This window comes from Variovorax sp. GW821-FHT09B05, assembly GCF_059418265.1.
In genome coordinates, this window is sequence record NZ_JBWKPN010000004.1 from 343630 (window position 1) to 369385 (window position 25756).

At 68.8% G+C, this 25756-nt stretch carries 23 protein-coding genes; 14 read left to right on the forward strand and 9 right to left on the reverse strand.

The features are described 5' to 3' along the window. Positions 1 to 10: 10 nt before the first annotated feature. Together AC07RM_RS13330 and AC07RM_RS13335 are read right to left on the reverse strand one after the other, a co-directional pair. Positions 11 to 976 (reverse strand): ABC transporter permease, encoded by a 966-nt coding sequence (locus AC07RM_RS13330; RefSeq protein ID WP_398495985.1) that lies wholly within the window; start codon positions 974 to 976, stop codon positions 11 to 13. 5 nt (positions 977 to 981) lie between these two features. After that, positions 982 to 2448, reverse strand: a complete 1467-nt coding sequence (locus AC07RM_RS13335; RefSeq protein ID WP_495334804.1) for an ABC transporter substrate-binding protein — start codon at positions 2446 to 2448, stop codon at positions 982 to 984. A 206-nt stretch (positions 2449 to 2654) separates the two neighbouring features. Here AC07RM_RS13335 and AC07RM_RS13340 point away from each other — a divergent pair, with 206 nt between their 5' ends. The 4 genes from AC07RM_RS13340 to AC07RM_RS13355 all read left to right on the forward strand — a co-directional run bounded on the left by AC07RM_RS13340 (position 2655) and on the right by AC07RM_RS13355 (position 7093). Further along, positions 2655 to 3302 (forward strand): TetR/AcrR family transcriptional regulator, encoded by a 648-nt coding sequence (locus tag AC07RM_RS13340; RefSeq protein ID WP_495334805.1) that lies wholly within the window; start codon positions 2655 to 2657, stop codon positions 3300 to 3302. Between the two features lie 261 nt (positions 3303 to 3563). Beyond that, positions 3564 to 5243 carry a tannase/feruloyl esterase family alpha/beta hydrolase gene (locus tag AC07RM_RS13345; protein WP_495334806.1) on the forward strand — a complete coding sequence of 560 codons (1680 nt, stop codon included), beginning with the start codon at positions 3564 to 3566 and terminating at the stop codon, positions 5241 to 5243. A gap of 24 nt (positions 5244 to 5267) precedes the next feature. Beyond that, the gene (locus AC07RM_RS13350) at positions 5268 to 5525 is read left to right on the forward strand and encodes a hypothetical protein (RefSeq protein ID WP_495334807.1); all 258 of its coding nucleotides are present in this window, start codon (positions 5268 to 5270) and stop codon (positions 5523 to 5525) included. A gap of 56 nt (positions 5526 to 5581) precedes the next feature. Further along, positions 5582 to 7093 carry a Fic family protein gene (locus tag AC07RM_RS13355; RefSeq protein WP_495334808.1) on the forward strand — a complete coding sequence of 504 codons (1512 nt, stop codon included), beginning with the start codon at positions 5582 to 5584 and terminating at the stop codon, positions 7091 to 7093. Between the two features lie 51 nt (positions 7094 to 7144). On the opposite strand, the gene AC07RM_RS13360 is transcribed toward AC07RM_RS13355, so the two are convergent. The 6 genes from AC07RM_RS13360 to AC07RM_RS13385 form a co-directional block, all read right to left on the reverse strand. Further along, a complete protein-coding gene (locus AC07RM_RS13360; RefSeq protein WP_495334809.1) occupies positions 7145 to 8776 on the reverse strand; it encodes a hypothetical protein in 1632 nt (543 codons plus the stop codon). Positions 8777 to 8876: 100 nt separating this feature from the next. Beyond that, positions 8877 to 9587: an MOSC domain-containing protein gene (locus AC07RM_RS13365; RefSeq protein ID WP_495334810.1), complete on the reverse strand. Its 711-nt coding sequence runs from the start codon at positions 9585 to 9587 to the stop codon at positions 8877 to 8879. Beyond that, entirely contained in the window at positions 9584 to 10276 is a 693-nt protein-coding gene (locus AC07RM_RS13370; protein ID WP_495334811.1) for a glutamine amidotransferase, read from the reverse strand. Before AC07RM_RS13370 ends, AC07RM_RS13365 begins: the two co-directional genes overlap by 4 nt. Positions 10277 to 10309: 33 nt before the next feature. Then, entirely contained in the window at positions 10310 to 11104 is a 795-nt protein-coding gene (locus AC07RM_RS13375; RefSeq protein WP_495334970.1) for an aldolase, read from the reverse strand. Between the two features lie 17 nt (positions 11105 to 11121). Continuing rightward, on the reverse strand, positions 11122 to 11772 hold the full coding sequence (locus AC07RM_RS13380) for a glutathione S-transferase family protein (protein ID WP_177239567.1): 651 nt from the start codon (positions 11770 to 11772) through the stop codon (positions 11122 to 11124). A gap of 5 nt (positions 11773 to 11777) precedes the next feature. After that, complete coding sequence (locus AC07RM_RS13385) at positions 11778 to 12761, reverse strand: Bug family tripartite tricarboxylate transporter substrate binding protein (protein ID WP_495334812.1); 984 nt, start codon at positions 12759 to 12761, stop codon at positions 11778 to 11780. Between the two features lie 98 nt (positions 12762 to 12859). Between AC07RM_RS13385 and AC07RM_RS13390 the strand changes: the two genes are divergently transcribed. The 8 genes from AC07RM_RS13390 (at position 12860) to AC07RM_RS13425 (ending at position 22272) form a co-directional block, all read left to right on the forward strand. Further along, complete coding sequence (locus AC07RM_RS13390; RefSeq protein WP_208508864.1) at positions 12860 to 13381, forward strand: helix-turn-helix domain-containing protein; 522 nt, start codon at positions 12860 to 12862, stop codon at positions 13379 to 13381. Between the two features lie 2 nt (positions 13382 to 13383). After that, positions 13384 to 13524 (forward strand): hypothetical protein, encoded by a 141-nt coding sequence (locus tag AC07RM_RS13395; RefSeq protein ID WP_495334813.1) that lies wholly within the window; start codon positions 13384 to 13386, stop codon positions 13522 to 13524. A gap of 265 nt (positions 13525 to 13789) precedes the next feature. Then, a complete protein-coding gene (locus AC07RM_RS13400; RefSeq protein ID WP_495334971.1) occupies positions 13790 to 14791 on the forward strand; it encodes a hypothetical protein in 1002 nt (333 codons plus the stop codon). After that, on the forward strand, positions 14788 to 15828 hold the full coding sequence (locus tag AC07RM_RS13405; protein WP_495334814.1) for a hypothetical protein: 1041 nt from the start codon (positions 14788 to 14790) through the stop codon (positions 15826 to 15828). The genes AC07RM_RS13400 and AC07RM_RS13405 overlap by 4 nt, the downstream gene beginning before the upstream one ends. Before the next feature lie 87 nt (positions 15829 to 15915). Further along, positions 15916 to 16218 carry an I78 family peptidase inhibitor gene (locus AC07RM_RS13410; protein ID WP_495334815.1) on the forward strand — a complete coding sequence of 101 codons (303 nt, stop codon included), beginning with the start codon at positions 15916 to 15918 and terminating at the stop codon, positions 16216 to 16218. Between the two features lie 168 nt (positions 16219 to 16386). After that, on the forward strand, positions 16387 to 19752 hold the full coding sequence (locus tag AC07RM_RS13415; RefSeq protein ID WP_495334816.1) for a glycosyltransferase: 3366 nt from the start codon (positions 16387 to 16389) through the stop codon (positions 19750 to 19752). 133 nt (positions 19753 to 19885) lie between these two features. Further along, the gene (locus AC07RM_RS13420; RefSeq protein ID WP_495334817.1) at positions 19886 to 20962 is read left to right on the forward strand and encodes an AraC family transcriptional regulator; all 1077 of its coding nucleotides are present in this window, start codon (positions 19886 to 19888) and stop codon (positions 20960 to 20962) included. A 284-nt stretch (positions 20963 to 21246) separates the two neighbouring features. Next, on the forward strand, positions 21247 to 22272 hold the full coding sequence (locus tag AC07RM_RS13425) for a hypothetical protein (RefSeq protein ID WP_495334818.1): 1026 nt from the start codon (positions 21247 to 21249) through the stop codon (positions 22270 to 22272). 104 nt (positions 22273 to 22376) lie between these two features. Here AC07RM_RS13425 and AC07RM_RS13430 read toward each other — a convergent pair whose 3' ends face one another. Continuing rightward, positions 22377 to 23135: a hypothetical protein gene (locus AC07RM_RS13430; RefSeq protein WP_057591046.1), complete on the reverse strand. Its 759-nt coding sequence runs from the start codon at positions 23133 to 23135 to the stop codon at positions 22377 to 22379. Positions 23136 to 23375: 240 nt separating this feature from the next. Between AC07RM_RS13430 and AC07RM_RS13435 the strand changes: the two genes are divergently transcribed. Further along, a complete protein-coding gene (locus tag AC07RM_RS13435; RefSeq protein ID WP_398495960.1) occupies positions 23376 to 24170 on the forward strand; it encodes a CHAP domain-containing protein in 795 nt (264 codons plus the stop codon). A 12-nt stretch (positions 24171 to 24182) separates the two neighbouring features. Further along, complete coding sequence (locus tag AC07RM_RS13440) at positions 24183 to 25754, forward strand: PGAP1-like alpha/beta domain-containing protein (RefSeq protein WP_495334819.1); 1572 nt, start codon at positions 24183 to 24185, stop codon at positions 25752 to 25754. The last annotated feature ends 2 nt before the right edge of the window (positions 25755 to 25756 follow it).

Here is a 25756-nt window from a genome sequence, read left to right on the forward strand (position 1 = left end):
CGGGCCGCTTTCAGGCTGTCTCGAGACGGGGATCGATCGCGACATAGAGGATGTCCACGACCAGGTTGATGCACACGTACATGGCCGCGACGAAGCACAGGTACGCGGCGATGACGGGCGTGTCGGCGAAGCCGATCGCATCGACGAACAGGGCGCCGAGGCCGGGCCACTGGAAGACGGTTTCGGTGACCACGGCGAAGGCGATGACCGCGCCCAGCTGCAGCCCCACGATCGTCACGACCGGCACCAGCGCATTGCGCAGCGCGTGGCGGTAGAGGATCGCGCGCTCGCGGATGCCGCGCGCGCGGGCGAAGCGGATGTAGTCGGCGCGCAGCACCTCCATCATCTCGGCGCGCGCGAGCCGCACGATCAGAGCGAGCTGGAACAGCGCGAGCGTGACCGCCGGCATCGCGAGGTGCAGCCAGCCGTCGCGCGTGAGCAGCCCGCTCTTCCACCAGCCGATGGCCACCACCTCGCCGCGGCCGTAGGAGGGCAGCAGGCCGAGCGTGACGGAGAAGACCAGGATCAGCAGGATGCCGATCAGGAAGGTGGGCAGCGAGGCACCGATCAGCGACAGCGCCATGGTCCCGCGCGCGAACCAGCTGCGCGGGCGCACCGCGCACGCGACGCCGAGGAACAGGCCGGCCACCACCGAGACGAAGGCGGCGACCAGGCTGAGTTCGAGCGTGGCCGGCAGGCGCTCGGCCAGCAGTTCGCGCACCGGCCGGCCCTGGCGCAGCGACACGCCGAGATCGCCTTGCGCGAGCCGCGCCGAGAAGCGCGCGAACTGCAGCACGAAGGGGTCGTCCAGCCGCAGCTCCTGGCGCACGCGCGCGCGGTCGGCATCGCTGGCATCGGGCCCCAGCATCTGCGTGACCGGGTCGCCCACGTGCTTGAACAGGCCGAAGGCGATGAACGCGACGGTGGCCAGCACCCCGACGGCCGCCAGCAGCCGGCGAATGAAGAACGCGAGCATCGGGCCTACCGGACGCTGATGAAGCGCAGGTTGACGCGGTTGTCGCTCTGCAGTGCCGCGTCGACGTTCTTGCGCATGCCCCAGGCCAGGCCCTGCTGGTAGAGCGGGATGTGGCCCACGTCGTTGCGGTGCAGGGTCATCGCCTGCGTGACCAGCCGCGTGCGCGCCTGCGGGTCCATCTCGGTCAGCACCTGGCCGATCAGCCGGTCGACCTCGGGATTGCTGTAGCGCCCGACGTTCCACTGGCCGGCCTTGCCGTCGCGCGTCGCCATCATCACGTTGAGGGTGTTGTAGGCATCGAGGTTGACGGGCGTGTAGCCGAAGAAATTGAAGCTCGAGTCGCCCGCGCCCACCTTGGTGAAGAAGCGCGCGCCCGGCAGTGCGTTGACCGCCACCTTCACGCCGATGCGCGAGAGCATGCCGGCGATCGCGGTGCAGACCTGCTCGTCGTTGACGTAGCGGTCGTTGGTGCAGTCGAGCGTGACCTCGAAGCCGGTCGGATAGCCGGCCTCGGCGAGCAGCTTCTTCGCGGCCGCGAGGTCGTAGGGAAAGGGCCGCGCCACCATGGCGGCGTCGACCGAGTTCACGCCGCGCGGCACGAGGATGCCGGTGGGCACCGCCGAGTCGCGCAGGATGCGCTTGCCGATCGCCTCGATGTCGATCGCCTGGTAGATCGCCAGCCGCACGCGGCGATCGGCGAAGGGATTCCTGCCCTTGACGCTCGCGTAGCGCAGTTCGGGGCTGGCCTGGTCCATCGAGAGGAACAGGTTGCGGATCTCGGGCCCCTGCAGCACCTTGTAGCCGGTCGAGGCCTCGACGCGCGGAATGTCCTGCAGCGGGATCGGGTAGGCGAAGTCGAGCTCGCCCGACAGCAGCGCCGCCACGCGGGTGGCGGCCGAGGAGATCTTCACCATCGTCGCCTCGGTGATGTTGGTGCCGGGCTTGTCCCACCAGCCCGTGTGCGCCACCAGTACCGTGCGCACGTCGGGTTCGCGCACCGAGAGCTTGAAGGGGCCGGTGCCGTTGGCGTTGCGGGTCGCGAAGTTCTCGCTCTTCTGCCGCATGTCGGCGGGGCGCAGCGCCCCGTTCTTCTCGGCCCAGGCCTTGGACATCACCTTGAGTTCGGGCAGCGACTGCAGCAGCGCCGCGTTGGGGAATTCGGTGACGACGTCGACGGTCGTGGCGTCCACCGCCTTCACGTCGGCGATCGAGGCGGCGAATACCTTCATGTCCGATTCGGGCGTCATCGCGCGCTTGAGCGAGAACACCACGTCCTCGGCGGTCAGCAGGCTGCCGTCGTGGAAGCGCACGCCCTCGCGCAGGCGAAAGCGCCAGACGGTCGGCGCCGGCTGGGTCCACGACTGCGCGAGTGCGGGCTCGATGCGCTGCTCGCGGTCGCGCCGCACCAGCCCTTCGTAGATGTGGCCGAGCACGGTCATGGTCGGCCCGTGGTTGAAGGCATCCGGGTCCATGGTCGCGGCGTCGTCCTGCGACGCCCACTTGAACGCAACGGCGTGCGCGGAACAGCAAAGCATGAGGGCGAGAAGGCCGGCGAAGCGGCGGAGAGCCCGAGGCGGCATGATTGACTCCAGTAAACGGTACGCACCGTATCTAAAACTTTAGAACGGTACGTACCGTATGTCAACAGCCATCGGAATGTCAGAATCGCGCCATGACCATGAAGGACACCCCCGACCAGAGTTCCGAGCCCGTGGAACAGGGACCGCGCGCCCGGCGCCGCCGGCAGCAGACGCACGACGCCATCCTCGAAGCCGCGCGCGAGGTGCTGCGCGTGCATGGCTATGCGCGCTTCGCGATGGAACAGGTCGCGGCGCTGGCCGGCGTCTCGAAGACCTCGATCTACCGCCGCTGGCCGAGCAAGGGGGCGTTGCTGATCGAGCTCTACATGGAAGGCTTGCCCGACACGGCCATCGTGGAGGACGCGTCCTCGCTCAAGAGCGAGCTGCGCCGCTACCTCGTGTCGACGGTCGAGCGGGTGCAGGACCGCGAATGGCGCACGATCCTCAGCTCGCTCGTGGCCGAGGCGCAGTACGACCAGGCCACCGCGGCCCTGCTGCGCGACAAGGTGGTGCTGCCGCGGCGCGAATCGGGCCTGCGCCTGCTGCGCAAGGCGCAGGAGCGCGGCGAGATCGCTGCCGACGTCGACCACGACATCGTGCTCGACCTGCTGTTCGGGCCGGTCTGGTATCGCCTGCTCTTCGAGCATGCCGAGCTCGATGCCGATTTCGCGAAGCGGCTGCTGGCGCAGGTCGAGAAGATGCTGTTCGTGCCGAAGGCGGCGGGCAAGGCTGCGCGAGGGGCTTAGCAGGCTCCGTGTTCTTCATCGCCTCGTGAGGCGAAGTCGCCGCTCACGCGCAGGGCGGCACATCCCCGCGCCGATTCCATCGGCTTGCGCGCCGTGCGCCACATGAATGTTTTTGCCATGCGGATGCGGCCTTTCGCAATCGCTACGCGCGAACTCGCCACGTAGCATCCGCGGACTTTTCGCAACTGCCTTGCAAGTGGAAGGCGCCGGTTGCGACGAGGTCCAAGGTCGCATCAACAACTTCAACGGAGACAAAGATCCATGCGGGGATTCAAGAAACGACGCGTCGTGCCATTGCTGGCTGTCCTACTTCTTCTTCAGGCGTGCGGCGGCGGTGGAGGGGGTGGTGGCGCCATCCAGATCGATCCGTCGGCGGTCGCCACTACGCAGCCGCCACCATCGCCGCCTTCGGCGGGCACGGCATGCGCCGCACTTCGGGGAGCCAAGGTGGACAGTGCCGCGATCGGACTGCCGACCCAGGGCGCAACGGTCACCGAAGCGGCCCTCGTGCCGAGCGCGGGGCAGACGGGCGAGCATTGCATGCTCAAGGGCCGCATCGCTTCCGTCTCCGAAGGGGCGCAGGACATCGTGTTCGCCCTCGTGCTTCCCACGAACTGGAACGGCCATGCGATGCACTTCGGTGGCGGCGGATTCGACGGCGTGGTCCCGGACCTCGTGACCACGCCGCTGACATCGGGCGCGAGTCCGCTGCAGCGCGGATACGCCATCTTCGCCGACGACTCGGGGCATCAGGCACCGCCGACCGACCCTTTCTACACCGCCTTCGCATCGAACAGCGAGATGCTCCGGAACTACGCCGGCGATGCCTTGAAGAAGACGCGCGACGTGGCGATGAAGCTGATCGGCCTGCGCTACGGGAAGGCACCGGCCAGGACCTATTTCATGGGCGGCTCGAAGGGCGGCCACGAAGGCATGCAGGTCATGCAGAAGTGGCCCGCCGACTACGACGGCGTGGTCACGTACTTCCCGGCCTATGCCTACATGCCGCAGATGATGACCATCCAGGTCGGCACGCGTGCGTTGTGGGGCGATGGCGGCGTCGGCTTCCTCAGTCCGAAGAAACTGCAGACCTTGCGCACGGCCGAACTCGCGGCCTGCGATGCGCTCGATGGCGCCGTCGACGGCATCGTGGGCAACGTCGCCGCATGCACGTTCAAGCCGCAGAGCCTGCGCTGCAAGGGCGGGGCGGATGCAGGAGACGATTGCCTGTCCGATGCCCAGATCAAGACCGTCGACACGCTGCAATCGCGCACCGAGTTCTCCTATGCGTTCAAGAGCGGCGCGACCAGCAATCCCGGCTTCCTGCCGTCCACGGACTACGCCTCGGTGCTGGGTGCGACCGCGACCTTTCCGGTTCCGCCGAATCCACTGGTGCTGGGCAGCCTGGGGGCGTTGCCCGACGCCTTCATCCGCAACGCGGTGTTGATGGACCCTCTGGGCCTGTCGATCGGCCTCGATGGCGCGTCACCGGGAAGCTACCTGCCTCGCATTCAGGAACTGTCCGGGGTCATGGACGCCACGAGCACCAACATCGAGCCCTTCGTCGCGCGCGGCGGCAAGTGGCTGCTGGTGCACGGCACCTCCGATCCGCTGATCCCCTTCCAGGGATCGGTCGACTACTACAACGCGCTGCTGTTGAAGCTGGGCCGGCCGCAGGTCGACGCGTTCCTGCGCTTCTACCAGGTGCCGGGATACGGCCATGGCACCGGGCACTTCAATGCGACCGGCGGCGTGCCGGTGCTGGACGCACTGGAGGCCTGGGTGGAACGCGGCAAGGCGCCGGGAGAGCTCATGGCGACCGATGCGAACCCTGCGACGGCCGGTCGCACCCGGCCTCTTTGCATCTATCCGAGCTGGCCGAAGTACAACGGGTCTGGCGATCTGAACGCTGCGTCCAGCTACCGCTGTGCGACGAGCTAGCCGCAGTCGGCCCGCATCGGCACCGTGACGCCGGGCGAGCAGGCCGACCTGGTGTTGATCGATGCAAGACGCCCCAACATGCAGCCGCTGCACGATCCCGTCGAGGCCGCACTCATGCAGACCAGCCTGGCCAATATCGGTTCAGTGATGGCCGCGGTCAGATGGCGCGAGCTCGGCGGCCGGCTGGTTGGCGACGACCAGGTGTCGCTCGATCCCGGGCGCTGGCTGGTGCCGCTGAGGGCGAAGGGGGCGAGGGCTGGGGATGAGTATGTAAAAACTTAGGTAAATATCGATTTCTAAATGAAAATCCAAGCCGGTAAGCAAAAAGCGAGGCGGTGATGATTGGCTACGAGGCGTTGCTGTCGCGCATCCCGCTGCGCATGCCCCCCTTGAGAAGACCGGCACGCATCAAGCCGGTCACGCGCGTGGAGGCCCTGCCAGACCTGCTGGCAGTACCCAGGCAGGTCGCGCCGCGCGACGATGCCTCCATCCTGATTCACGCGCAATTCGGGCTGAAGCACGAGGGCGTCGAACTGGCGATCCTGCACGAAGCCATGAAGCTGGTGCCTGCCGAGGAAATGGCCGAGGCACTCGTCGAGCAGCCCAAGGCGGCCAACCTGCGGCGACTGGCGTTCGTCTGGGAAAAGGCCAACGCACGGGAGCTGCCGCTGCCCTGGCCGACGACGGGAGGCAACTACCTCGACATGTTCGACCCTCGAGAGCATTACACCGGCCCGGTATGGGAGAAGAGCACCCGATTGCGCGTGAACTTCAACGGCCTCGGTCCGTACCATTACTGCCCGGTGATGCTTCGCGACGCCGAGCTCGAGCGCCGCGGAGCGAAGGTACTCGAAAGGCTCGAGCGCTGGGTGACCGATCCGGGCAACGTCGATCTGGTCGATCGCGTCATGGATTGGGCGTACCTGAGCGAGACGCGCGACTCCTATGCCATCGAGAACGAGGATGCTTCGCCCGACAAGGCGCGTGCCTTCATGGCAGCCATGCAACATCTGGCGGATCGCAGGCCTCTCACCGAGTCCTACATCGCCGCACTGCAACAGGCGGTGATCAGTCGGCCCGAGCTGTCCGAACACGCGTTTCGAAGTCGCCAGAATTGGTTGCAGCGCGGCGGCCATGGCGTCCTGGCGATCCGGTACCTGCCGCCACCGCCCGAGGTCCTGCCCGGGCTCATGGATGGATTCATGCAGATGGCCAATGCTGGTGACGACGTTCCACCGCTGATCAAGGCAGCGCTGGTGAGCTTCGGCTTCGTCTTCCTGCATCCCTTCATCGATGGCAATGGCCGGCTTTCCCGACTGCTGGCTCACCACAGCCTGAACTACAACGGCGCCTTGCCGCAGACCCACGGAACGCCCGCGATCCTGCCCCTGTCGGTGGCCATGAAGAAGCACGAGAGAGACTACTTGCAGGCTCTGGAGACGTTCAGCAAGCCAGCGCGCGCTCTCTGGGACGTGACCTACATCGACGGTGCCCGGTTCGATTTCCAGTTCAGGTCGTCGCCCATGATCTACGGGAACTGGGCCGGTCAGGCGGCCGCCGAGTTCGTCACCTCCTGTGCGGAAGCGGCCCTGGAGCAGACGCTGTTCGAGGAGACGGCCTACCTTCAGGCCTACGACCAGGCCTTCGAGACAATCGATTCGGCTTTCGACCTGCCGAACAGGACGATCAATCTGTTGATCCAGTGGATCCAGCAAAACCATTGCAGGATGCCGGAGCGCCGTCGCAAGTCGCAAGAGCTGTACATGCTCAAGCCCGCCGAGATCGATGCGATCGAGGCGATCGTTGCGCGGGCGTTCGAGCCGTCGGGGCAGGACAAGCCTTCGACCTGACCTCGCGGTCACGCCGCATCGGCGCGCGGCGCCGGCCCGAATGAACCGCTCCTAGCGCGGCTTCGATGACATCTCCCACACGTCCGGCGTGGTCGCGACGAGGCCCTTGAGGTCCGTCCATTGCGGCGCTTGCGGCAGCGCGGTGCGGCCCTGCACGGCGGCCGTCGCGAACGCGACCATCCGGCTGCGCACGCGGTCGAGTTCCTGCCGGGGCCAGGTCTCCATCGAGTGCGGTCCGCGCGAGACGACGATGTCCTTGAGCCCGCGCACGCGGTCATAGGCCGCGACCGTGCCTTCGAGGCTTTCGGCGCGGTCCCACAGGCCCTTGGCGAAGAACACGGCGGGCCACTTCGGCATGTTCGCGAGCACCGCCGAGTTGGGATAGAAGGCGACGTAGTTGTCGGCCGCCATGCCGCCGAGGAAGAGGTTGCGGTCCGCGAGGTCCGGCGCCTCGGGCAGGTAGCCCGCGCCGCTCACGAACGAGGCGTAGAGGATCGCGCCCTTGATGTTGGCGTAGCCCTTGGGCGCGCTGCACTGCTCGGTCGGCATGTCGTAGCTGCAGCCGCCGGCGTAGTTCTTGGTCATGGCCCAGCCGGTGGTCATCGAGCCGCGCGAGTAGCCCAGCAGCAGCAGCGGGATCTCGCGCGACTTCATGCCGGCCATCAGCTTGCCGGCCGCCGGTGCGCCCTCGAGCTCCTGGCCCGAGGCCATCAGCACGCGCAGGCCGCGCCCGCTGTCCATCTGCGCGAGCACGCGGAAGATGTCCTCGCTCTGCTCGAGCGTGTTGGTGTCGCTGAAGCCGCCCGACAGGCCTTCGCCGCGCCGGTCGTAGGCCAGTACGTCGAAGCCCGCGCGGTTCAGCGCATGCAGGTGGTCGCGCCAGAAGCGCATGCCGGGGCCTTCGGTGGTCGCGTTGGGGAAGCGTACCGAAGTCGCGCGGCGCGTGGCGGGATCGACGCGCACCGTCACCTCGTCGGGATGGTCGATGGCCGTGAGCTGGCCGCCGCCGCCCGGGCTCATGATCACCAGCGCGCGCGTGCGGCCGCCGCGTCCGTCGTCGACGCCCGCGCCCTCCACGTACCAGCCGCGCAGCTTGATGTCGCCTTGCATGTTGAGCTTGAGGCGCTCGAGCGGATCGCGCGGCACGGTGAACTCCACCACGTGCGTGCGGCCGTTCGCCTCGGCCACCGCCTCGTTGTACGGCGCCTTCGCGAAGAAGCCCGGCTTGCGGATGTCGCGCAGGTTCACCTGCCCGTCGGAATCGATCTTGCCGACCGGATCGACCATGCCGGTGACGCGCGTCGCGCGCTCCTTGTTCGGCGGCAGCCAGCGCTGCATCTGGTCGTTGATGCGCTTGAAGCAGGCCGCATCGCTCTTGCACGCGGCCCAGCGTTCCTTGAGCTTGGCGTCGGTGAACTCCTGCACGTGGAAGTCGCCCGCGTAGCCGGCGGGCGCGTGGGCGGCGGTGAGCAGCAGGGGCACGCAGCGCGAGGTGCCGTCGGCCTGCCGCAGGGTGTAGCCGGGCAGCTCGGCGTTGCGGTCGGTGCCGACCCAGGCCTTGCAGTCGGTGGGCGGCACGACGCGTGCGACGGGCGTGGAAGCGGTGGGGGCGGTCGTGCAGGCGGCCAGGGCGATGCACGCGGCGATGGCGGCGGCGGCCGGCCGGAAGGTCGGGAAGGGCATGTGTCTCCTGTGCGCGGGTGTCTCCCGCGATCGATGCCCCATGTTCGCGGACGGCGCTGTCAGTCGGCTGTCCACGGGCTGCGGGTATTCCCGCCTTGCATCAGCGCGGGTCCGCGCCCGGCACGCACAGGCGCGGTGTCCAGTCCTCGACCTGCCGCGAGGCCGCGCGGCGCCGGAAGGTGGCGCGCCAGCGTTCGGCGAGCGCCGGCAGTTCGGCCGCGCGTTCCCACTCGGGCGCGAAGCGCTCGTCGCGTGCGAACAGCAGGGCGATGAGGCGCGACAGCGGCCACTCGGGATGCGGCCGCTCGACCAGCGCGATCGCTGCGTCGCGTTGCACCGCGCCGGGCTGCAGCACGCGGTAGTACCAGCCGGTGCGGCCGCTGTCCTGCATCTCGCGCGCCATGCCCGGTTCGCCGAAGCGCACATCGAGCTTCCAGCAGGGCTGCCGGCCCTGCGACACCTGCACCAGCGCCTCGCCGAGCCGCAGCACGTCGCCGATGCAGACGCTGGATTCGTCCCAGCCCACGGTCGAGAGGTTCTCGCCGAAGGCACCGGGCGCGGCCAGCAGGTCATGGCGGCGGCTCCATGCGGACCACGCGGCGTAGTGCTCGCGCGGATAGTGGTGCACCGCCTTCTCGGGACCGCCATGGATGCGCAGGTCGGCCTGCGCGTCGCCTGCGAGTCCGGTGGCCGAGAGCCACAGCGCATCGTCGCTCGGCGACTTGACGATGCCGCTGGGTGTGCGGCCATCGGGCAGCGGTGCGATGGGGCCCACGAGCAATGCGTCGATGCGCACCGGCGCGAGCGTCATTCGAGCTGGCCCAGCCAGGCGCGCAGCATCGCCGAGGCGCTTGCTTGCGGCGCGTTGCCCCGTGCGGAGCTTTGGCCGCGCAGGGCCGGAACATCGATGCCGGCCTGCGCGAGTTCGCACGCATGGCCGATGAGCCAGGGTTCGATGCGCGCGGGATCGGCCTCGGGATGGAACTGCAATGCGAGTGCATTGCGGCCATGGCTGAAGGCCTGGTGCGGCGTGAGGGCCGTGCTCGCGAGCAACTCCGCGCCTTCGGGCAGCTCGAAGGTGTCGCCATGCCAGTGCAGCACCGGCACGTTGGCCAGCGGCGCGAGGCACGACGCCTGGCCGGCCGCGCTCAACGCGACCGGTGCCCAGCCGATCTCCTTGGTGCCCGAGAAGTACACGCGCGCGCCGAGCGCGCTGGCCATCAGCTGCGCGCCAAGGCACAGGCCCAGCGTGGGCCGGCGCAGCGCGAGCCGCGCGCGCAGGCCCGCGATCTCGTCGTGCAGGAAGGGATAGAGGCGGGTGTCGTAGGCAGCGATCGGGCCGCCGAGCACGACGACCAGATCGGCCTCGCGCCATTCCGAGGGCTCGAGCGGCGAGACGCCGGCCTGCCGGTAGTCGATGGTCCAGCCGGCCTCCCGCAGGACCGGCGCGAACAGGCCGAGGTCCTCGAAGGCCAGGTGCTGCAGCGCGATGCATCGCATGGCAAAGGACTCCTTGTCAAAGGGCGATGGAACTCAGGCCGCGCGCAGGCAGTCCGCGTTGCGTGGGTCCTTGAGCGAGCGGCGTGCGTAGTACTCGAAGGCCACCGTGTTGCGGCGCGGCCGCACGATCCAGTCGTGCGCTTCCTTCGCAAGGCGGTGGTCGATCGGCCGGATGGTGCCGGCCGCGGCGGCCAGCAGGTGCATCCTGGCGGCGCGCTCGAAGGCGATCGACAGCACGCAGGCTTCCTCGATGCTCGTGGCCGCGACCAGCAGGCCGTGGTGCGACAGCAGCAGCGCGCGCTTCTGGCCGAGCGCGGTCGAGATGAACTCGCCCTCCTCGTTGCCCACGGGCACGCCGGGCCATTCGCCGACGAAGGCCACGTCGTCGTACAGCACGCAGTTGTCCATGTGGCTGATCTTCAGCGGTTCCTCGAGCATGCCGAGCGCCGAGGCATGCAGCGCATGGGTGTGGATGATGCAGTTGACGTCGGGCCGCGCGCGGTACACCCACGAGTGGAAGCGGTTCGCCGGGTTGGGCATGCCCGCGCCGTCGAGCACGTGGAGGTCCTCGTCGACCGTCAGCAGGTTGTCCTCGGCGATCTCGTCGAAGCCCAGGCCCAGGCGCTGCGTGAGGTATTCGCCGGGCTTGCCGGTGCGCGCGGTGATCTGGCCCGCGAGGCCCGAGTCGTGCCCGTTGTCGAACAGGATGCGGCAGGTCAGCGCGAGCTTCTGCCGCGGCGTGTAGGGGCTCTCGGCGAAGTGCTGGTCCATCTGGACGATGGATTGGGCGACGAGTTCTTCCTTCGCGAGTTCGAAGGTGTCTTGCAGTGCCATGGGGGATCTCCTTAAGGGGTTTCGCTGGTCGAGAAGGTCTTCTCGGGATGCGCGGGAAAAAGTGCCTGGTAGCCGTCGAGGTCCTCGATGCGCGCGAGCCAGGCGCGGATCGCCGCGAAGCCCTGCAGCTCGATGCCGCCCATGGGCGCGAGTCGCGTGTAAGGGTACAGCGCCACGTCGGCGATGCTCGGGTGCGTGTCGGTGGCGACCCAGCCGTCGGGGCCCTGCCGTTCGAGCCGCGCTTCGAGCAGCGCGAGCGCGGCCAGGGCCTCGTGCCGGTAGGCGCGGAATTCGGGGCTCGCCGGATCGCGGTCGCGGTGCAGCGCCAGGTGCAGGCGCAGCTTCGCGAGCGGCTTCATGTGGCGCTCCTGCTCGAAGGACAGCCAGGTCAGCACGCGCGCCTGCGCGAGCGGCTCGGCGGGCCACCACGGCGAGCCCTGCGCGAGGAAGTGGAGGATCGCCATCGATTCGGCGATGCAGTGGCCGTCGTCCAGCTCGAGCACCGGCACCTGCGCGAGCGGCGCGATCGCGAGGAAGTCGGGCCGGCGCAGGTCGCCGCGGTCGATCGAGCGCGTGTGCCGCTCGAGCGGCACGCCGAGCAGGCCGGCCATCAGCCGCACCTTCCAGGCATTGCCCGAGCGCAAGGTGTCGTGGAGCTTCATGGCCATCAGTCGACCTTGGTGCCCGCGGCGCGCACCACGCGCGTCCACTTCTCGGTCTCGGCGCGCAGGTGCTTGCCGTAGGCGGCGGCGCCCGTGGGCAGCGGCTCGATGCCGAGCTCGGCCAGGCGCGCCACCAGGGCAGGGCGCTTGAGCGCGCGCGCCAGTGCCTCGTCGACCAGCGCGACCTGGGCCGGCGGCGTGCCGGGCGGTGCCAGCAGCGCGTTCCACGAACCGATCTGGAATTCGCCCAGGCCCTGTTCCTTGCTGGTGGGCAGGTCGGGCACGGCGGGGTTGCGATGGTCGGCGGCGATCGCGAGCATGCGCAGCTTGCCGGCCTTGGCCTGCGGCTGGATCACGGGAATCGCGTCGATCACGATCTGGACCTGGCCGCCGAGCGCGGCGTTCACGGCCTCGGCGCCGCTCTTGAACGGCACGTGGAGGATGTCGCTGTGCGTCGCGAGCTTGAACAGTTCGAGACCGAGGTGCGGCGAGCTGCCGTTCCCGGCCGAGCCGAAGTTCAGCGTGCCGGGATTCTTCTTCGCATAGGCCGCCAGCGCGGGCAGGTCCTTCACGCCATCGAGGCCCGCGACCGCGAGCACATAGGGCGAGTTGCTCACCAGCGAAACGGGCGTGAGCGCCGCCGGGTCGTAGCCGAGCCGCGCATAGATCATCTTGTTGACCACCTGCGTACCGACCGTGCCGAGCAGCAGCGTGTAGCCGTCGGGCTGCGCCTGCGCCACGGCCTGCGCGGCGATCGAGCCGCCCGCGCCGGGACGGTTGTCGATCACCACCTGCTGCTTGAGTTCCTCGCCGAGCGCCTGGCCGATGAGCCGGCCGGCCATGTCGGTGATGCCGCCGGCGCCGAACGGGATCACGAGCCGGATCGGCTTGGCGGGGTAGGGCTGGGCCTGGGCCGCCGCGCCGACGCAGGCCAGCGTCAGGGCGAGGACAGGGGCGATCCAGCGGCGGAACGGCGAAGGTGCGGACATACCATACTCCTGTGCGGCGCGGGATCGGCCGCGTTGCGTGTGCGATCGGGTTCGAGAAACAAATCCATTTTAGGACACAAGTGTCCTAAAGAAAAGTCATGTCCATCAAGTTGAAGTTGTTGCGGGTCCAGTCGGGGCTCACGCTGGAGGGGTTGGCGCAGGCCACCGGGTTGACCAAGAGCTACGTGTCCAAGCTCGAGCGCGGCGTGTCCACGCCCTCGGTGGGCGCGGCGCTCAAGCTGTCGAAGGCGCTGGGCGTGCAGGTCGAGGAGCTGTTCGCCGAGTCGTCCGAGGAGGACCCGGTGGTCATCCATCGCCAGCAGCCGGCGACCGCGGGCGGCGCGGCGCGGCTGGTGTCGGGCTCGCTGCCGGGCCACCGCATGGTGGCCTTCGTGCTGCACCCGACCGACGAGCCGGTGCGCAACCACCCGATGAGCCACCACGAGGGCGAGGAGATCCTCCATGTACTCAAGGGCCGCATCACGCTGCAGCTCGCGAGCCGCACCGAAACGCTGTCGGCCGGCGACACCGCGCATTTCAACGCGGGCATCCCGCACAAGATCACGTCGGTGGGGAAGACGCCGGCCTCGGTGCTGCTGGTGATCGCGCAGGCGGAATGAGCATGCGGCCAAAGCTGCTCCTGTCGTTCGCCGCGCTGCTGCTCGCCGCTTGCGCGAACACGCCGCCGCATGCGTATTCGGTGTGCGCGACGCAGCCAGGGACCGAGGCCTGCCAGGTCGAGCGATACGACCATGTCGACTGAACGCCGGGGTCGCACACCTGCTGGCTATCCCCCGGTGGGATGAGGCGTGCGATGCGCGCAACGCCGCGACGAAATTCCGCCGGCATGTGATCGATCCGTCATCGGGACGCTTCTTCCCACCCCTAAGATTCGTCCCGCAGGCACACGCGGGACGAGGAGGGCCGTGCACTGCGCCCATCGCGGCGTACTTGGCCGAGTCCCCGAAGCTCGCTTCCACCCCGATCGACCTGGCGCGCGCGGCGCGCTTTGACAGAAGGCATGCGTGATGGTCATCTCCCGTATTTGCAAGGCCCTGCTGGGCGGATGCTGCTTGCTGGCCGCACTGGCCGTTTCGGCCCAACAGCAGCTGCCGGGTGTGCTGGGTCTCAGCTACAAGATCGGACGGCCCTCCATTCCGGCCGCGGCCTATCAGAAGATCACCGTCACGGAATTCAGGTCGATGGTGAGCAAGGCTTTCCGGACATCGGGCTTCTCTCTCGTTGCCGTGGACGCACAGAAGAACAAGTCGACGATCTTCCAGTTCAGGTTCGATGCCTATCCGAAGGTCGAGCCGAAGCCGATGATCTTCGTCTCGGCCGACGAGCTGCCCGACGAGAGAAAGCGGTGCAACCCCTGCTTCCTGCGGTTCGCCGAGATCAGGAATGCGTCCGAGTTCGAGACGCTTCCATGGATGACGCAGTACGAGTTGAGCGCGCTGCTCGTGCCGGCCATCGACAACGCGTACGCCACGATCGAATCCAACGGGCATAGGGATCCCGCGTGGGAACGCTTCAACTACAAGCGGCAGTGGGCCGGTGAGCGGAACCTGTTCGGCAACTCCTTCACCGGTATCGAATTCTCCAGTCTCAAGGAGGCCGTCGCGGGCGCCTACAGGAATGCCGGTTTCATCCCCGTCGAAAGCCTTGGCGGCATCAGGACGCCCGAAGACACGCTGGCTTTCAGTTTCCCCGTGGATCCGGGCAAGGACGGCGGTGCCATCTACACGCTGAAGTTCCGCGGCCAGTACGACGCGGACCGACGCTGCCATCCCTGTGAGGTCATCGAAGAGTACGACCCCTACCAGCAGCTTCCGCCGGCCGGCTTGTCCGGCATCGTGGGCCGCGCGACGCTCGAGTCGAGGTTCACGGCGGCCCGAAGCGCGGCCTACGAAGCCATGCGAGCCGATCTCGAACGCCATCTGCGCCCCGGCTCCGTGTTTTCGATCCCGCCCAAGCAGGCGCCCCTCGGATCGCCTCGGCCCCCGCCCACGCCGCCCGTCGTGACATGACGGCGCACGCGCAGTCCGTGTCGGGCAACGTCGCCATCGGCTCGATGCGACGCGAGCATTGGCTGGTCGTCGGCAACCTGCTCGCGGCGCTGGCGGCCGGCGCGCTGGCATCGTGGTCCACGCCGATGATGCTGGCGATCCTCTACATCGACATCTGGCTGCTGGCCAATCCCCATATCGTCGCGACCTACACGCGCCTGGGCGCGATGTCCTCGCGCCCCCGCATGCGCCAGGCGCTGGTCTTCATCGCACCGATCCTGGTACTGGCGGGCTTGACGATCGTCGCGCTCGCCTACGAGGCGGCCGGACTGTTCGCCCTCTATTTCCTCGCGCAGTCCTTCCATGTCTCCCGCCAGTGCTACGGCATCGCGAGGCGCTGCGACCGGCGGCCCCCGATGCCCTGGCGAAGCCTGCCCTATGGGCTGATCTATCTGTTCCCCGCGTGGGGCTATCTGCATCGCAGTGCACAGGGGGCCGACAGCTTCCTCGGCTACCCGATCTGGCTGCCGCCGGTTCCGCAGGCGTGGGCCCTGGCCGCGGGAATTGCAGCCCTCGTCGGCGCCGCGTGCTGGCTGGCATGCCTGGCGTATTCGAGGCGCATGAGGCAGGCGGCGGGACCGTTCGACAGCCTCGTGCTGTCCCACCTGATCGTTTCGCTGGTCGGCTATGTCTGGATCAGCGACATCACCATCGGCTGGCTGGTGGTCAACGTCTGGCACAACATCCAGTACCTGGTGTTCGTCTATCGCCAACGGCAGCGCGACGACACGACGGGCGAGGAGGGCAAGGAGGGTGAGAGGGCGAGAAGTTCACCGGCACGCGCAACGCCATGGCGCGCCGTGCTGATGCCGCCGATGCGCTTCTTCCTGCCCTGCGCGATCGGCGGTGCCCTCCTGTACCTCGCCGCCAGCCGCATCGGCGAGAGCCTGCTGTGGCTCGGGCTTCCGACCATTCTCATTGCGCACTTCGTCCTGAACTTCCATCACTACCTGGTGGACAGCGTCATATGGAAGCGCCGTCGCACCGCGACCGGGTGAGCGGCCGCCGGCCCGTGCCGATGCCGTGGCGCGGCGGCCATGGTGGAATACGCAGGCATTGCTTCATGTTCATGGAAAGGATGTGCCTTGGCTTCCACCTCGAAATTGATACCGGCCGCGACCCTGGCGCTGGCCGTCCTGTCGATCGCCGCCTGCAGCGCGCCGCAGGCGCGTGACGACGGCGCCTTCGGCATCTGCCGGCCGGAGTCGGCGAGCGCCCTCGCGGGCAAGAACCGCATCGGCGATGCCGAGGCCCGGCAGTCGACTGGAGCCTCCCTCGTTCGCCAGCTTCAGCCCGGACAGCCCGCGACGATGGACTACCGGCGCGAGCGCGTGACGATCGAGACCGACCCGGCCACCGGCAAGATCGTTCGCGCCGCCTGCGGCTAAGGCAGTGGCAGCGCGCGTCGGCGGAATGAGCACGCGCGGCGCGGGGCCGTGCGTCGGCGCCACACGACTGAACGCCGGGCTGCGATTTCAGTTCTGCCGGCTGTAGTCGGTGGCGCCGCATGTCGGAAGAATCGTCGGGCTCCGAGTTCGCCCGCGCAAAGCCTTCCGATGTCCACGCTCCCCACCTTCACCGCCGCCTGCGGCCTCGCACCCAAGGGCCCCTCCGCGCCACAGGCCCAGGCATCGCGCGCCTGGAGCGTGCATGCGCCCTTCGTCGCGCTGCTGCTCGAGCACACGCGGCCCGCCATCGTCGTCGACCTCGGCGCGGAGGGCGGCGTGCCGGCTGCCACCTTCAGGCAGTCCACCGCGCGCGGCGCGGCCTGCCATACGGTGGACGCGCGGCTCGCGGGCCACCGCGAGGCGGCCGCGGCCTTCGCGGACGGCAGCATCGACCTGCTGCATGTCGATGCCGGCGACCCGGCGCGGCTGGCCACGCTGGACCTCGCGCCGTGGCGCGCCAAGCTCGGCCCGCAGGCGCTGGTGCTGGTGCACGGAACCCGCGCCGGCCGCAAGCTGCGCCGCCTCTGGGCGCTGTTGCGGCAGCGCCATCCGTCCTTCGAATTCGAACAGGGCCTGGGGCTCGGCGTGCTGTGCCTCGGGCCGCGCGTGCCGCCGCTCGACGGCGTGCTCGCGCGCAGGATCGAGGGCCTGGTGCAGGAGCTGGAACGGCTGCGCAGCCATGCCGCGGAAGTCACGGCCAAGCGCGAGCGGGCCGAGGAAATGCTCGAGACCCGGCACTTCGAATCGCTCGAGAAGGACGTGGAGATCGCCGAGCGCGATGCACGCATCCTCGCGCTGAAGGCGCATGCCGCGGCGCAGGCCGCGCGCATCGAAGGCTTCGAAGCCAGCCTTGGATTGCAGCTGGTGCTGTTCTACGGAAGGCTGCGGCTGCGCGTCTTTCCGGCGGGCACCCGCCACGGCGATTTCTACGAGCGGCGCCGCGGGCAGCTGCTGCGGTGGGCCCAGCGCTGGGTCGCGCATCGATCGACCGGGCGCGCCCGCCCGTCGCTCGACACCATCGCCGCGCTGCCGTCGCGCGATCCCGCGCGGCACCGGCCCTGGCTCGCGCCGCTCACGCCCTTGTCGCGCCAGAGCCTGGGCGCGCGCATCCTCATCGTCGCCGAGCTGTCGATACCGGCCTGCAAGCGCTACCGGGTCGACCAGAAGGTCGACATGTTCGAGCACCTGGGCCTCGAGACCACGGTGCTCAGCTGGCGCGATGCCGAAGCCTGCCGCGCGGCCCTGCCGTTCCATGGCCTGCTGATCTTCTACCGTGTGCCGGCCGCGCCGCACATGGTGCTGCTGGCGACCGAGGCCCGGCGGCTGGGCGTGCCCAGCTTCTTCGACGTGGACGACCTGATCTTCGATTGGGACGCCTATCGCCGGCAACTGCTCGCCTCGGGCGCTCCGTCCGATCGCATGGCATCGTCGAAGGAGACGACGGCGCAGTACCGGCAGATGCTGAGCCACTGCCAGCATGGCATCGGGAGCACGGCCGCGATCGCGCGCAGCATGGGCGAGATCGTTCCCGGCAAGACGCATGTGGTGCCGAATGCATTGGACGAAGGCATCCTCGCGCTCGCCGCGGAACTCGAGCGGCGCCCGGTCAAGACCGATCCGCGCTTCGTCACCATCGGCTACGGCAGCGGCTCGCGCACGCACGACGGCGACTTCGGCATCGTGGCGTCCGCGCTGCTGGCCGTGATGCAACGCCATCCGCAGGTGCGGCTCGCCATCCATGGCCCGCTCGAGCTGCCGGCGCCGTTCCGGCGCTTCGCCGACCGGGTGTTCCAGATCCCGTTCCTGCAGGGCGACGACTACCTGCGCGCGCTCGCCTCGTGGCAGATCAGCATCGCGCCGCTCGAGGACAGCCTGTTCAACGAAGCCAAGAGCAACATCAAGTTCATCGAGGCGGCGATCCTCGGCGTGCCGAGCATCTGCTCGGGCACGGGGCCGTTCCGCGAAGGCATCGAGCATGGCCGCACGGGCATGATCGCCGACACGCCCGAGCAATGGGAGGCGGCCCTGACCCGGCTGGTGCTCGATGCCGGCCTGCGCCACGGCATCGCGGAGGAAGCCCGCCGCAGCGTGCTGTCGCGCTATCACCCGCAGGTGGTGGCCGCGCGGCAGCTGCAGCAGGTGATCGGACCGCTGCTGCCGGCGCCCGCCACGCGCCTCAAGGTGCTGGCCGTGAACGTGCTGTTCGCCCCGGTGAGCTTCGGCGGCGCGACCGTGGTCGCGGAGCAGCTGTGCCGCCGGCTGCAGGCCGATGGCTGCGACGTCACCGTCTTCACCGCCATCCTCGGGTCGGAGCTCGAGCCCTACAGCGTGATGCGCTACGAGGTCGACGGGCTGCCGGTGATCGCCGTGCAGGTGGCCGACGACACGCAGCGCGCGCTCGACTACGACGATCCGCAGGTGGGCGAGATCTTCGCGCGGCTGCTGAAATCGCTGCGGCCCGATGTCGTGCATTTCCATTCGGTGCAGCGGCTCGGCGCGACGATGGCCCATGCCTGCGTGGAGGCCGGCGTGCCCTACGCCATCACGCTGCACGACGCCTGGTGGCTGTGCGAGCGCCAGTTCATGGTGCAGGACAACGGCGTGTACTGCAACCAGAAGGCGATCGACCTGCGCGCCTGTTCCAAGTGCGTGCCGGACAGCGGCTTCACCTTCAAGCGCAGGTTCTTCCTCGGCGACGTGCTCGACCGCGCGAGCCTGCTGCTGGCGCCCAGCGAATTCCAGCGCGAGCTCTACGTGGCGAACGGCGTCGCGCCGCAGCAGATCGCGGTGAATCGCAATGGCGTGCCGCTGCCCGCGCGCCCGCGGCCGGCGCGCCGGCCCGGGTCGCCGCTGCGCATGGCCTACCTCGGCGGCCGCGCGGTGCACAAGGGCTACTTCTGGCTCCAGCAGGTGCTGGAGGGCATGCGCGCGGGCGGCTACGAACTGGTCATCACCGACATCGCCCTGCGCACCGGGGCGGCGTCCGTCGCCGCCGCCGAGTGGCGCGTGTCGGGCCAGGTGCGCGTGGTGGCGCCCTTCGAGCAGGCCGAGATGGACGCGTTCTACGACGACATCGACGTGCTGCTCGTGCCCTCGCTGTGGAAGGAGAGCTTCGGCCTGGTGGTGCGCGAGGCCCTGGCCCGCGGCATCTGGGTGATCGCGACCGCGGCGGGCGGCGTGGTCGAGGACATCGTGGACGGCGTCAACGGGCGCGTGGTCGAGATCGGCGACACCGACGCGTTCCGGGGCGCGATCGAAGACGCGCTGGCCAGCCCCGACCGCCTGCCGGCCGGCGGCGTCAACGCGATGCTGCCGCGCATCCGCGGCTACGACGAGCAGGCCGCCGAGCTCAAGGCCTACCTGCAGCGCATCGCCGCCGCGCCGGCCGCGGCCCGCGTCGTGGGCACCACCCGGCGCGCATGGCGCTCCTCGGTGATCCCGATCGCCGCGCACGGCAGCGGCCCCGGCGCCTGAGGCGTAGTCCGAATGGCCGATCCGAAAACCGGGTCGGTACTCACGGATGGGAGGGGGCTGGAAGCAGGGGAAGGGCTTACAAATCGCGGGTGGGTTCTTCGGGCCCATGCCACCACCCTTTCACCACGAATTCATGCTCTGGATGTCCTTCTCCTGCCGGCGCGGACAGACCCCGTCCTCGTTGTCGCCGCATGCCGCGCCGCGCCGGCCCGGGCGGTCTTCGGAGCGCTGGCGGCATGGGGATTCGGCCGCGCTCGCGGCCTTGCTGGCCAGGCAGGCGCCTCGCCTCCCGGTGCCCGAGGCCGCGCCCGAGTCCGTCGTCCAGAGCATGCGCTTCGAGCCGGCCCTGCATTTCCAGGTCGAGCTCGGTCCCCGCTTCTGCGTTCGCGTCGAGAGCCTGCGGCGCACGCCGCTGTACGTGGTCGGCGGCCGCGACTGCTGGCTGCAGGTCGGCAGGGAGCCGGCGCTGCACCTGCGGCATGGCGATGTCGTGTTCCTGCCGCGCGGCGATGCGCACCGTGTCTTCTCGGACCCCGGCCTGCCCGCGTCGAGCCTCGATGAACTGCTGACGCATTCCGCCGGCGCCGCCGGTGCCGAGCGGCACGCGCCGGCGGGCGGCGACCACAGTGTGTGGAGCGGCGGTTTTTACCGGTCGGTGGAACTGGCCGCCCATCCGCTGGTGGCATCGCTGCCGTCCGTGCTGCACCTGCGCGCCGCGGATGCCGCGCCCTGGCTGCGCGCCATGGCGGACGCGGTGCGCTGGATGGCCGACCGCAGGGCCGGCGGCAACGGCGTGGGCGTGACCGAGCTGTTGGGCGCGCTGATGCAGCACGCGGTGCTGGCCTGGTTGCGCAGGCCGGAGGCGGGCATGCCCATCGCGGGTGCCTCGGGCCCCGATCTTTCCGATGCGAGGTTGCTCACGGCGCTCGAGGCGATCCACGCCCGGCCCGCGGACCCATGGACGCTGGAATCGCTCGCCGCGCTGTGCCACATGAGCCGCACGGCCTTCGCCACGCGATTCCGCGCGCAGATGAATCTCTCGCCGATGCAGTACCTGGCGCGCTGGCGCATCCACCTGGCGTCGCGGCTGCTGCGCGAACGCCGGCTGACCTTGCAGCAGGCGGCCGATGCGGTGGGCTATTCGACCGGCGCGATCCTCGCGCGCGCCTACAAGCGCGAACTCGGGACCTGGCCGTCGCGGGCGGTCTGAGGGGCGAGCGTCAGATCGCTTGCCGTGCGGGGACGACGCAGGGGACGAGGCGTGCGATTCGTGCAACGGTAAGAAGAAATTCTTCTGCCGAGCGAGCGACGCGGTCCGGGACAGCGCATCTCCCACGTAAGATTCGCTGACACACAAAACTACACAGGGGACGAGGAGAGAGGTCGACGCACGGAGCCCGCAGGCTCGCGCTGGTCGTGCCAGCGGCAGGGGCGTCTCTTGCGACCGCAAGCGCATGCACCGTCGCGTCGCTTTCCCGCCCCGACAAGAAATCAATGAACAGATCGCTTCGCCTGCTGCCGACCATGCTCGGAATCTCGGCCATCCTGGCCTCGTGCGGTGGAGGAGGAAGCGACGGCTATGCCGGACTGCCGCCGGCCACGGCGGCCGCGCTGGCGGGCATCGAGGGGGCTCGCAATCCGCCTGCGACCGTGCCCGATCCCGCCACGGAACAACCGGCCACCCGCCCGATGCAGACGACGCCCTACACCTTCCTGTTGGGGAACGTCGATGCAAGCGGCTTCGATGCCTTCACGACGGAACTCACGAGTCCCGCTTTCGCCGGCTACCTGCTGGATCGGATCGTCTTCGTCGATGCCTCCGCGCGCGGCCAATGGCGAGCGATCTACCAGCGCAAGGGCCAGACGGCCCGCTACGACCATCGCTTCGTCTCGACGGGCGCGCCGCTGACGCTGGCCGATTTCCAGGCGCAGGGCGCGGAGGGTTATCGCCTCACGCCCAGCGGCGGTACCTCGCCGAAGAACGTCTTCAGCAAGGTGACGGGTGAGGCGATCCAGTACGAGTACGTGGACGCGATCAAGGTCCCTCTTATGGCCGGAAGCCCGGAGGAGTTGCTCCGGCCGCTCAACGACCTGGGCAAGCTGGGCTATTGCGGCACCCAGGTTCGGGGCGCGGGCCTTGCCCTGGTGAAGGAGACGCCATCGACCGCTCGCTGCGCCTTCGAGCTGGTGACCGCCAAGTCCGGCGGAAGCACCGGCTTCGTCGCGGAGCAGAACGAGCAGGGTGCCAAGGGTTCGGTGTTCGTGACATCGGCACTCGTCGCCGAGAAGCTGGTGAACCTCTACGTTCGAGACGAGGCGCAGGTGTCGAGCTTCAAGTTCAAGGCGGTGGACGTGACGACGGCGGCCAGGCCGAACACCATCGAGCAGGCGGCGGAGCTGATGGCCATCCTCAACCGCGAAGGCGCCACGGGCGCCAGGCCCTGGCGGAGCTACGACGATGGTGGCCGTCCCTACATCGTCTTCATGACGGCATTCGATTGCCGCGGGCTGCTTTGCTAACGCGGCCCTTTTGACGTTCATCGTCGCGGCCCCGCGATGATCTTCTCGGCGAAGCAGGGCCGGAAGATCGCGATCGCCGCGGCGGGCGGCTGGCGCGACGCGGGCTACTGCCGCCCCGCCGCCTTCACCGTGTCCTCCACCCGCCCCAGTTCGGCCTGCGTCTGCGGCCCGGCATTGCGCGCACGCACGCCCGGCAGCACCCGGTTGGCCGCGGCGATTTCCGTCGGCGTCCATGCGCGCGGATCCGTGCGCGACAGGAAATAGAGAACGTTGATCAACCCGCTCGGCGACAGCTTGTCGACCTGGCTCGCATCGAGCAGCTTCAACGCCAGCGAAATGGCCTCGGCCGAATCGTTGAAGTCGCGCTGCAGGCGACCGGTCGCGCGGCGGCGCTCGTCGGCACCGGCGGCATTCACCTGCGACACCAGCCGCACGAGTTCGGCGTTCTCGATGTTGGCGATGGTGGCCACGCCCTGCGCCGCGGCCTTGCGAACCTGTTCATCGGGCGACTGCTGCAGCCCGGCGAGCAGGCCCTCGGCTTCTTCCTTGGAGAGCGCGAGCCGCACCATGGCCAGTGCCGCGTTGCGCTTGGAGCCGTCGGTCGCGCTGAGTTCGGGCACGAGGCCATAGACCCACTTGTAGCGCTCCACCCGTTCCTTGGATTCCTCCACGCTGGTGCTGCGCCGGCGCAGTTCGGCGTCGAGCGCGGCGGTCTGCATCTTGAGGTCCGCCTCGCGCTGATCGATCTGCTGCTTGGTCTGGGCGTTCCAGGCCGTGAGCGCGACGGTGACCAGCGACCCCGCAATGCCCACCGCGGTGGTGGCCCGTTCCAGCCATGATTTCTGGGAAGGAAGATCGCTCATGGGGAACCGGACGCGAAGTCCGCCGTGCCGCAGGGAACCTGCCGATGGGCGCGACGGTACGGCGCGCGCCCGGCACCGACCATCCTCCCGAGGAAGTAGAGCAAGCGGGATATAGGCGTGGGATGGCGGCGGTGAAAGACTCGAACCCACAACAACAAGGACAGGGCCCGCGTGCAACGGCGGGCATGTCAGTCGCACGGTGGATTCGAGGTCGATTCGATCAACTTGGGGGACCATGCCATGCAATATCCCGGCCGCGTCATCAAGCAGGGCGAAACCGATGCCCGCATCGTCAAGGAACTCAAGAACCGGTTGAACCGGGTGCTGGTCCTGAAGGGCGGCGAAGCGGTCAAGCTCGATCCCCAGCAGCCGAGCTTCGGCCCGATGATGAAGAGCGCGGTCAAGCTCTTCCAGTCGCGCAGCGTGGACAGCGAAGGCCATGCGCTGAAGATCGACGGCGAGGTCGGCAGCATCACCTGGGCAGCCCTGTTCGGCGACGACCAGGTGCCCGTGGCCACCAGCACCACCGACGATCTGCTGAAGCGCGCGCTGGCAGTCGCGTCGGGCGAGGAAGCGCGCCGGGTGCGCGAAGTGCCGCCCGGCTCCAACCGGGGGCCCGACGTGGAGGCCTACCTGCGCAGCACCGGGCTCGGCGGTGGCCACTCGTGGTGCGCGGCCTACGTCTACTGGTGCTTCGAGCAGGCGGCCCGGCAGCTCGGCCGCGCCAACCCCCTGTTCAAGACCGCGGGTTGCCTCGCGCACTGGAACGGCGCGCCTTCCAAGGGTGCGCGCCGCATCAACGCATCCGCGGCCAAGGCCGACCCGGCCGTGCTGCAGCCCGGCATGATCTTCATCATGGACCACGGTGGCGGCCTGGGTCATACCGGCCTGGTCGAGAGCGTGACGGGCGGGATCATGACGACGCTCGAGGGCAATTCGAATGTCGGCGGATCGCGCGAAGGGATCGGCGTGTTCCGGCTGACCCGCAAGGTCAACAGCGTGAACAAGGGCTTCATCGACTACGCGGGTCTCTGAGGAACGCCGACCATGAGCAACGCACAGCATCCCTACCACCCGATCATCTACGTGCGCGGCTTCGCCGCCACGCAGGGCGAGATCGAGGAGACCGTGGCCGATCCCTACATGGGTTTCAACATCGGCTCGACCAAGACGCGCATGGCCTGGACCGGCGACATGCGCCGCTTCTACTTCGAGTCGCCGCTGGTCCGGCTGATGGGCGACCACCGCTACGAGGACGTGTTCGTCGATGGCGACGACCTGATGGCCGCCACGCGCGCCGACCAGGCCGTGCCCTACCGCAGCATCGTCATCTACCGCTACTACGACGATGCCTCGAAGGACTTCGGCAACGGCAAGACGCCGGCGATCGAGACCTTCGCCCAGGGGCTCGACCAGCTGATCCTGCGCCTGCGCGACCGGGTGTGCGCCAACCCGAACAACGCGATGACGCCGACCGACTTCAAGGTCTACCTGGTCGCGCATTCGATGGGCGGCCTGGTCTGCCGCGCCTTCCTGCAGAACCCCAGGCTGGGCTCGGCTGCGGCGCGCGCGGCGGTCGACAAGCTCTTCACCTATGCCACGCCGCACAACGGCATCGACATGCGCATCGTGCGCAACGTGCCGGGCTGGCTGTCCTTCGGCGACGTCAACAACTTCAACCGCGAGCGCATGGCCGGCTACATGGCCGTGCCCAAGGGCGACGACGTGTCGCTGGTGACCAACTTCCCGCCCGAGCGGGTGTTCAACCTGGTGGGCACCAACGCGCGCGACTATGCGGTGGCGGGCGGCCTCTCGTCATGGGCCGCGGGCGATGCCAGCGACGGCCTGGTGCGCATCGAGAACGCCACCACCCACGGGCTGGCGGCCGACGGAACGGACGTCGGTTCCCCGCGCGCCTTCGTCAATCGCAGCCATTCGGGGCACTACGGCATCGTCAATTCGGAAGAGGGCTACCAGAACCTCACGCGCTTCCTGTTCGGCCAGCTGCGCGCCGACGGCATCCTCGACATCGACGACATCACGCTGCCCGAAGAGGTGCAGGCGGCGCTCGACGACGGCAAGAGCGTGAAGGCCTCCTACCAGTTCGAGGTGGTGGCCAGCGTGCGAGGCGCCCAGTGGCAGATCACGCGGCGCGAAGCGCGCGAGAACTCGGCCATCTTCCGCGGCTACGACGAGCTGTTTCCGGCCAAGGGCGGAGCGCGCACGCCCGACCGCGGCAAGAGCCCGCACCTGTTCTCGCTGTTCCTGGACCCGAGCAAGAGCGTGGTGGCCTCGGGCTCGGTGAGCTTCGCCTTCGACGTCAAGGTGCTGGTGCCCGACTACGAGATCGACGGGCTGCTGTTCCTCAAGCGCCACTACGAAGGCGGCTTCGTCTATCGCGACCTGATCATCGTCGAGGCCTTTCCGGATGCCGCCGCCAAGTACGGGTGGCGCGTCTTCTATGGCGCGCAGGACGTTCATCCGGGCAAGCCCGGCATCGAGGCCACGCTGTACCCGCTGCAGGGCGCCGACGGCTATGCCTTCGACATGACGATCATCCAGGACGTCCGGCCCGGCCTCACGGGCACCCTGCGCGTGGAGATGCGCCCCTGGCGTTGAGG